Origin of the sequence: Saccharopolyspora pogona (genome assembly GCF_014697215.1) — a bacterium.
Classification (GTDB): Bacteria; Actinomycetota; Actinomycetes; order Mycobacteriales; family Pseudonocardiaceae; genus Saccharopolyspora; species Saccharopolyspora hattusasensis.
Genome location: NZ_CP031142.1, coordinates 9395062 through 9403521, shown reverse-complemented (window position 1 = coordinate 9403521; position 8460 = coordinate 9395062). Strand labels below are relative to the sequence as shown.

The 8460-nt window shown below is 65.1% G+C and carries 10 protein-coding genes and 1 pseudogene; 5 read left to right on the top strand and 6 right to left on the bottom strand.

The features are described from left to right. Positions 1 to 538: 538 nt before the first annotated feature. Positions 539 to 814, top strand: a complete 276-nt coding sequence (locus DL519_RS44005) for a hypothetical protein (protein ID WP_190823638.1) — start codon at positions 539 to 541, stop codon at positions 812 to 814. A gap of 163 nt (positions 815 to 977) precedes the next feature. Here the strand turns inward: DL519_RS44005 and DL519_RS44000 are convergent, their stop codons facing one another. Continuing rightward, entirely contained in the window at positions 978 to 1685 is a 708-nt protein-coding gene (locus tag DL519_RS44000) for an SMI1/KNR4 family protein (protein ID WP_223840168.1), read from the bottom strand. 69 nt (positions 1686 to 1754) lie between these two features. Between DL519_RS44000 and DL519_RS43995 the strand changes: the two genes are divergently transcribed. The 4 genes and pseudogenes from DL519_RS43995 to DL519_RS43980 form a co-directional block, all read left to right on the top strand. Further along, positions 1755 to 2087, top strand: coding sequence for a hypothetical protein (locus DL519_RS43995; RefSeq protein ID WP_190823637.1), 333 nt, complete (start codon positions 1755 to 1757; stop codon positions 2085 to 2087). Between the two features lie 237 nt (positions 2088 to 2324). After that, positions 2325 to 2597 carry an HNH endonuclease gene (locus DL519_RS43990; protein WP_223840171.1) on the top strand — a complete coding sequence of 91 codons (273 nt, stop codon included), beginning with the start codon at positions 2325 to 2327 and terminating at the stop codon, positions 2595 to 2597. Positions 2598 to 2710: 113 nt separating this feature from the next. Next, positions 2711 to 3463 carry a Mu transposase C-terminal domain-containing protein gene (locus DL519_RS43985; RefSeq protein WP_223840170.1) on the top strand — a complete coding sequence of 251 codons (753 nt, stop codon included), beginning with the start codon at positions 2711 to 2713 and terminating at the stop codon, positions 3461 to 3463. Then, positions 3436 to 3747, top strand: a pseudogene (locus DL519_RS43980) (inositol monophosphatase family protein); the annotation flags it as partial. The gene DL519_RS43985 and the pseudogene DL519_RS43980, both read left to right, overlap by 28 nt. A gap of 211 nt (positions 3748 to 3958) precedes the next feature. Here the strand turns inward: DL519_RS43980 and DL519_RS43975 are convergent. From DL519_RS43975 to DL519_RS43955, 5 genes are all read right to left on the bottom strand, one after another. Continuing rightward, a complete protein-coding gene (locus DL519_RS43975) occupies positions 3959 to 4924 on the bottom strand; it encodes a hypothetical protein (RefSeq protein ID WP_190823644.1) in 966 nt (321 codons plus the stop codon). An 84-nt stretch (positions 4925 to 5008) separates the two neighbouring features. Continuing rightward, positions 5009 to 5407, bottom strand: coding sequence for a hypothetical protein (locus tag DL519_RS43970; RefSeq protein ID WP_190823643.1), 399 nt, complete (start codon positions 5405 to 5407; stop codon positions 5009 to 5011). Further along, complete coding sequence (locus DL519_RS48140; protein ID WP_223840169.1) at positions 5407 to 7398, bottom strand: hypothetical protein; 1992 nt, start codon at positions 7396 to 7398, stop codon at positions 5407 to 5409. Before DL519_RS48140 ends, DL519_RS43970 begins: the two co-directional genes overlap by 1 nt. 295 nt (positions 7399 to 7693) lie before the next feature. Beyond that, a complete protein-coding gene (locus tag DL519_RS43960; RefSeq protein ID WP_190823641.1) occupies positions 7694 to 7840 on the bottom strand; it encodes a hypothetical protein in 147 nt (48 codons plus the stop codon). A 155-nt stretch (positions 7841 to 7995) separates the two neighbouring features. Beyond that, positions 7996 to 8415 (bottom strand): TraB/GumN family protein, encoded by a 420-nt coding sequence (locus DL519_RS43955; RefSeq protein WP_190823640.1) that lies wholly within the window; start codon positions 8413 to 8415, stop codon positions 7996 to 7998. Between the last annotated feature and the right edge of the window lie 45 nt (positions 8416 to 8460).

The following is an 8460-nucleotide window of genomic DNA, read 5'->3' as shown; positions in this document are numbered from 1 at the left end:
CCACCCCACTGAATGCCAGCACATCGATCGACCAGGGCGGTAACACACAAAAAACCGATAGCCGGGTAGCTTCAGCCACCCGGCACCCGAACCAAATCACTCCTCCCACAATTAATGATCTTCCGGTTATAGGGCGTGTCGTTGCGCATGGTTTGTGCTGTGGGCTGGATGATCGCGGGGTGCCGAAGTTCTCACCGTCGACGAGCAAGCAGGCTCGTGAGAGCAGAACTGGAGCCGCTAGACGGGATTTCCAGGCTTTGCGGGAACGCCGGCTGCGGGCTGTGGAGATGTCCGATCGCGGTGAACGGCAGGTCGATGCGGCCTTGGCGTTGGGCGTCTCGCAGCAGACCGCACCGAAGCGGCACCAGGCGTGGTCGGCCGGTGGCCGCGAGGCGCCGGAGGGTGCTGTTCGCGCAGGGCGGATGCCCAGGATTTCCGATGAGCAACTGACCGAGGCCAAGGTCGAGCAGCCGCGGAGAAAAACGGGCCCCGGAGGCGGGGAGCCTGGACTTTCCTCCAGGCCGGAAGCGGATATTGGTTGCACCCAGCGGTAACCGCTACCTGGGCGCCGCGTGGCCAGACCCCGGTGCTGCGGCACCGATTCTCCTCGACTCGCATCGCGATGTCGGCTGCACTGGCCTACCGGCCCGGCCGCAGCCAGGCCACGTTGGTGTTTCAGCCCAAACACGACAGCCACAACACCGACTCGCCGATCAAGTCCCCCACCGACCGGCACGACCACCTCGACGGAGACCCGGTCACGCCGATCTGGGACGGGCTGCCCACCCACCGGCCCAAAGCAATGAAAGCCTGACCGGCCACACAACGGAATTGGCCTGTCGTGACACTCCTTCCGGCATACGCACCCGCACTCAACCCGGCCGAACCCGTCTGGGACAACGTCAAAACCACCGAACCGGCCAACCCCCACCAAGGACAGCAAACCGCCGCTTGGCAACCAAACGGCATCGGACGGCTCACTCATCACCCAACGTCTCCCGGCTGGCATGGAACAGCTCTGCGAACGTTGAGAACTCGTTCAGTTCCCCGCATTCGGGCCGGAACCCGTAGGCGGGCCACTCGTCATCCGGGCCGGCGGCAGTGGGGGCAAGCAGCCAGTGGTCCTCACCGCTCGCGATCACCAGCGAATGCCGGAACACCGCCACGTACTCGTCACACGACTCCCTGCCCTGCTTCTCGGCGTAAAGATCGATAAAGCCCATGCCATCGAAGGTGTCACGGAACCAGGCAATGTTCTCGCACGGGAACAGTTCGTCGATACAGCCACCGACGCCACTCCACCCGTCACTCGCGAGCAGGAAAGCACGAAAACCTGGCGGGAACCGGACACCCAGACGTCGCTCGGCCGTCAACACGGCCTGCTCGGCAGCCGGCTCGAAACCCAACCAGCACATCGCCACCTGTTCACCCGTGAACCGATCACGATCACATTCCCCGGCCGTACGCAAATACAACTCGCCGTACTCACTCAGATAGCCGCGCCACTGTTCGGGCGTAGTCGGCAACGACGTGTGCGGTACCGCGCCGTCCTCTCCATGGACAGACAAAACCTGTTCTCCTCGCCCGGAAATCCGTCGGTCAGTGACACCGTCCGCCACGTTCACCGACCTCCCATCCGGACAAGCCGGGCGAACAATAGTCTCGGCGTCCTGCTCGCCCAGCACCTCATCTATGCCCGCGACGAACGAGTCGAGCCCTTTGTGCATTGTCCGTATCTAGGCCATACCGTGGCCGTGAATCACGATGACTCCACCGCGGCACGGCAGATCGTCGAGGACAGTCTTGACCGATGTCCGCATCAGGCAGAGCCCGGATACGCAGCAGCGCTCGCCGGAAAGGCCCACGAACAACCTCGTGACGACCGGATCATCCACTGCACCATCGAAAGCTCGTTCCACGCGGCACAAACAACCTTCCAGAAGTTTGCGCAGGCAACGGAACTGTCGCGGAATGAAACCCCCTATGACCCGGTCATTCCTCCGACCCAAGCTGATCATCTGCCCATCCCGCTGTCCGACCGAGGCGATATTTCCAGCACGACAGCGCAACAGGAGGCGCGAACATGAACAACGGCCACAGCCGCCCGAAAACCGACGGCCACTGCCCCAAAGCTCGCGACTACAGGCGCATTTCCTCGACACCTACATTCCCGAAAGCCTAACCCGAACAGATCAACAACCGCCTCGCCACTGCCCGAAAGACCCACCAACATTGCCCGGAAAACCGCCAGCTGACCATCGCGTGCATTGTTGGGAGAGCCGGCAGGGGCACCGCACGCGGGGGTGCCCCTATGACGCTGCTATGTGTCGTCAAATGATCTGGGGCCGTGGTTTCGTGTCCTCTACCCCCACAAGCAGCTGATCAAACGGCTACTCAAGGGCAAATGCGAACTCTGCAAGCAATCGGACACCATCGAAGTGCACCACGTCCGCAAGTTCGCCGACCTCGCCACGGCCGGAACCACCCCGCCCGCATGGGCACAGGTCATGGCGAACAAGCGCCGCAAAACCCTGGTGGCCTGCCGCGCCTGCCAAGACCTCATCCATGCCCGGCCCGCACCGACACTCACGCAGTAGTCACTGGAGAGCCCGTTACGGGGAAACTCGTACGGCGGGTTCGGGGGCAGGCCGAGCGGAAAAGGACCAGCAATACGCTGGCACCTCGCCGCTCGGCCGAGCCTACCAAGACCGTGCGGGATCAGTTCCTCGTCGAGATCACCGGCGACGACGAACCGGGACGTCACCAGGTCACCGACCTGCTCGAGCTGAACCGGCTGTTCACTGCCTGGGTCGAGACGGTCTATCACCGGCGGGTGCATTCCGAGACCGGACAAGCTCCACTCCAGCGGTGGATGACCGGCGGGCCGATCGCGCTGCCCACCCCGGCAGCGCTGGCCGAGGCGTTCCGCTGGGAAGCGCGGCGCACGGTGCGCAAGACCGCGACCGTGTCCCTGCACGGCAACGTCTATGAAGTGGATCCGGCGCTGGTCGGCCGCGCCGTCGAGCTGGTTTTCGACCCGTTCGACCTCACCCGCCTCGAGGTCCGCCACCGCGGCCAGAGCTGGGGCCTGGCGATCCCGCACCACATCGGCCGGCACGCCCACCCCAAGGCCCGGCCGGAGATCCCGCCCGAGCCGCCGAAACAGACCGGGATCGACTACACCCACCTTGTCGACGCCACTCACCAGGCCGACCTCGCAGGCGGCATCACGGCACCCCGCCGACGGGGCATCTTCATTCCCTCGCCATCGGCACCGTCAACGGCGCCATCGTCGGCACGCTTCATGGCGGCGAACAGTGGAACCGCTCGAAGGAAGTCATCGCGTGACCGGCATCAACGAACTGCTCACGATCGCCAACGAAGCCGTGAACTTGGGGCACCAACTCCTCACGACCACGCCCCCCCCCCGGAGAGATCCACGCCAAGGGTGACCGCGATCTAGTCACCGACCTCGACATCCAGGTACAGCACGAAGTTCGCGCGTATCTCAAACACGCCGCCCCCGACATCGACTTTCTCGGCAAGGAGCAAGGCGGGGGCTCGCTCGACCAAGCCGCCGAGCGGATCTGGGCGCTCGACCCGATCGACGGAACTTCGAACTTCGCCCGCAGCCTCCCGCTGTGCGGAGTCTCGTTGGCCCTGGTCGAACGCGGCACACCCACTATCGCCGTCATCTCCGCGCCCGTCCTCGGTCTTCGCTACAACGCCGTCCAGGATCAGGGGGCATTCGTCAACGGCAAGCTCATACATGCGAGTCGGACAACCGAACTCAGCAAGGCCATCGTGTCGATCGGCGACTACGCGGTCGGGGCAGGTGCCGCCGAGAAGAACCACGTCCGCTTCGCGCTGACACAGGCCCTCGCCGAGAACGTCGAACGCGTCCGCGCCCCCAGGGGGTCCAGCTCCCCCTGCGAGGCCATCTGCAGGCCCATCAGCATCAGGGGACCCAGGCCCAGCTCCCGCAATCGGTCAGCCAGCGCGACCGCCCCTTCCGGCCCGCCGAACGCCGCGACAATCGTGTCGAGCACGATCCCACGCACCGCCGCACGATCGCCGGGACGGCCGCGACGCCACTCGCGCACGTCTCTGGTAGAAACGCCGATCCCCGGGCGACCTCCCAGTCCTCACCGAAGAAGCGCTTGAGGTAGTCAAGCTCACGACCGTCCAGGGCATGCACCAACTCAAGCAGCACGTTCAGCTCCCGCCAGCTGGGCTGCCTGTCCCGCACACCGGCACGCTGCGGTGCCGGACCGCCGAGGTCGCACACCTGCACCCGGCTGTCGAGCTCGCTCCCGGCACGCACCACCTCGTCCAGGCCACCGAGCCTGGCCACCTTTTGCTCCAGCTCGCGGCGGTACGCAGCCGCGCTGCGGGTGTCACGCCCTTCCTCGCCCCACCTCCCCAGCAGACGGCGGCGATCGGCCCGGCGCATCATGAACTGACCCAGAGCGCGCAACCGCTCCTCGTACGGCGGATCGTCCGGCAGCAGTGTCTTGACCAGTGTCTTGACCGCCTCTCGCCCGCCGTACTTGCTGACCACCGACCCGATGATCGCCCGGCGCAACGCCTCGGCACGCCACCCTTCGGGCAGGTGGGACCACATCCGCCACACCCGCGCCGTGGTTTCATCCACCCCCAACGCCTGAGCCAGATACTGGCTCCGGCGCGCCCCCGGATTGACCATATTCATCAACTCCGCAGGCCCGTCATCGTTCAAGGCCGCGAACAACCCACCCCATTCGAACTCGCGGCCACGAAGCCACACTCTCTGATCCGCCAGCCCGTACTCCACCCTGACACCAGCCGGGTCCACCACATGCACGAAGAACTCGACCGACTCGCCGATGTTCTCCAGCCAGGCATCCGGCGACAATGCCCCGTCCGGATCCAGATGCGGCGGCACCTCCCAACTGATCCGGCGACCCCTGGGTCAGCGGGCCCCCAAGTCCTCCGGCCGCGTGGCGCTACTCGGCCGCGCCCCTTGCGCTTACTCGCCCATCACATACCAGGCGTCGGTGCCCTCCTCGACCAACTCCGGTGGATCCGACGACCGCCCCCTGCGGGTTCTCCACGTCGCCTTCCGCTTCTTCACCACCAGCGCATGGTCCACAACGCTCCACCAGTCCAGAATCCGCAGGAACGCCGCGACATTGTGACCATCAACGTCGGCCAACCTCGGCCGCGCAGTCGCTCCCGTCGCCGCCCTGAAAGCGCCCAGCGCCGCGCGCACCTCCTCAGAAACCCCCGCCAGCTCGTCCGCGTTCAACACCGGCCGACCATCCACCACATCCGGCAGCGGCACCCGCGACTCACCCTGCACGTACTCCGCCTCGCCGCCACGGCGCTCAGACCCCGTCCACGCATCCACCCGAGGTCTCAACGGCATCAGCTCACCGAACGGCACCCGGGCGGAATCCACATCGGACAGCCGCGCTGATCGGCATCCTCGCCGTCGAGGACATCGGGCAACACCGAATCCAGCTCCCGACCGGTATGTGCCTGGAACGCCCGGGACAGTCCCTTGACTGCGACCCGATTTCCCCCCACCGAGCGCAACCCATCCATTACCGAGTCGACATCAATGTCCTTCTGCGACAACAGCGTGTCCAACGTTCGAGCCCGCCACTGCGCCACCGACCCGAAATCCTCCGGCCGGATGGCGGCAAGCGTCGGCGAACCCGCATCCGCCGACCCCGGGCGGAAACCGTACGCACGCGTGCTCTCTTCCAACTGCGCCAGATGCCGCGGCAACAGCCGGCCACCACGACTACCCAACCACATCACGCTTTCGTCGCCATACACCCGGTTCCGGCGCGGTATCGCGATCCGCTGGTTCTTGGACACCAGCATGTCGTCCCGATGGAACACCAGCCGATCATCCTGCCCGGGCCAACGCTGTTGCGGGGTTTCATCCAGAATTCCCAGGTAAAGCCCCAAGATCCGGGCGAGCTCCGCATCGGAACCCACGAGGTCCATGGTCAGTAGGCTTACCTGCATGCTGCTGTCCTGGGAGATCGCCTGGTGCGCATTTTCCGGATCGTCCGGGAACTCGACCCGCACATGGAACTGCTCGCCCGACGGAAACCGGTAACCCTGGTCAGGTCGCAAGGGAACCGGCTCGGGATCGAACCACGAAGCGGTCTTCGCCCGACTACGCCGCCACGAAGGATCTGTTGATGGAATATCAAGCAGTGCCGCAAAGTCGTCACAAAGCGCATTCATCAACTCCGCGATGTCGCGACCATCCGCTATCTCCCGTGTCTCCCCCACACCCGTCAGCAGTTCGGTCAGCACTAAGCGAATTGCGTCGTGCACGTCATTGTCCACCGTGCCCGGCTCCGCCTGCGGCATCGGCTCCAGCATCGCCGCCGCCACTCCGTGGAGGATCCTTACCGACGCCGGGTCAGCGGACGTCTCCCACTGCTCCACCCGATCCGCGGCCTCGCCGATCCGCTCCGCCCACCGCTCCACCGCGGTATCAGTCCGCTCAGCAAGGTCATTACGAAGCGCATTGATCAAGCCGTTGAATTCGACACGGCGCGCGATCTCCAGCCTCACCGCACGGGTGATCGAATCCCACAGACGCTCTTGCTCGTCGAGCAACGGCCCCCGACCCGCAACCCCCTCCGGAGGCTCACCCATCCACTGCTGCACGGCCGCCGCCGCCCGCAATCCAACTTGATCACCGAACTCCCCATTGGCAGCCAAATAGCCGGCCCACCGAGCCTCAAAATCATCCACCGTGCGATGTGGCACGGTCCGCTCGACGGCTGCACCTTCGTCCTGCGGTCTGTCCGTCACGGAGGCAGCGACACCATCCTGCGAAACAGCGCCGCCCTCCGCCGAGACAACACCACCGTCAGGCCTTGGGCTCTCAGACGGCACCACATCCTCGCCCCTCAACCTGGAAAGCCGAGCCCGCATCTGCTGCAGTTCCGCCTCATCGAGGTCACTCACGGTGTCGTCGGTCGCCGCATCACCCGACGCATCCCCAGTGGGCTCCGACCGCACATCCCCACGCAGCGCGGGCACCGCGCCCGCATCTCCGACCGATTCGGGCCCCGCACCTGGGCCCCTCCCCGGCTCGGGCCCGGCGCCCGCACTCTCAGCCATCAAGTCCACCCAAATACGGGCCAGCCTGTTCCGTACCTGCGCGATCTGACCGTCCCCGACGCCAAGCATCATGTTATAGGCCATCACGCATACAGCCTGCGACGAGCCATTAGATGGCGCCCCCAATTTTTCGGATGCGTCGTCCAACAAGTCTGCCCTTTCCGGGCCAGACAATTTTTCCAGCCCCGAATTAGCCTGATCACTCAACACTCGCAGTTCCCGCTCCGCAGCAGCACGACGCAACGAGCGCTCGGCCGCTCGCATCCCCGGCAGCCTCGACCTGACGTGGACATCGTCCAACGACACAGCAGCCGAATCCGCTAGCAGCCCTGACGCCGACAGCGGGAGCGCCGGTCCGATCGCGTCCGCATCCACCGACTTCCCACCAGTGACCGGCGGCAGCAACTTCCACACCGAAGACGCATCAGCCGCCGGAGAGCCCGCGGCTGCCGCGCGGTCGTACGCCTCGGTGCCTGTGTCGGGCCGCGCCGCAATCGGCTCGGCGTGCTGCCGCACCACCTCCGACCAAACCTCCTCCGGCTCCCGCCTGCTACCTCCCCTAGAGTGACTCGGCGAGTCCTTCGCCGCCACCGCCGAATCCTCCGCCGTACTGTGCGGGCTCTTGCGGTAGATGCACGACATAGTCATACGCCCCGGCCTCGCCCTGGACGTAATCCTTGTCCCAATGCGGCCGCAAATCCATCATGAACGGCTCCTTTCCTCGACCCGCCCTTGATGCCGCGTCGAGGAAGAGGCTGCCACTGCCGCGACTCACGAAGGTAGCCGAAACGACCTTCTCGTTCCCGTTAATGAGCCGCCCAGCGACATCGTCCCGGTTCCGATCAGCGTGGAGATTGCCGATCAACACAACAACCTTCGCACCAGGAGCACCGGCAAGAATTTCTTTGATCCGATCAGCCATGAACGAATCCCGCGCGCCACGAGAGGCACCTCCTCACTCTGATCGACATCTACCGGGACAACCTCAATCCCTGCCCGCGAAACCGCGCGAACAACCTCCTCATAGCCACCACCAGACACCGCCGGCCCCACATCGACACCAGACAAGGAAACATCCCGCCCAGCATTAAGCTCCTGAAAAGCAGGGTTCGCCGGCGCCTCGACAGCATAATGCGTCACCCCAATATCCTTCAGACGCTGAACATACCCAACGAGATGCCGACGTATCGCCCTATCGCGATGATCTTCCCCCAACATCAAAACCCGGGCGTCACCGAACAACTTGCCATAATCAATCGGCTCGGCGTGCTGCCGCACCACCTCCGACCAAACCTCCTCCGGCTCCCGCCTGCTACCTCCCCTAGC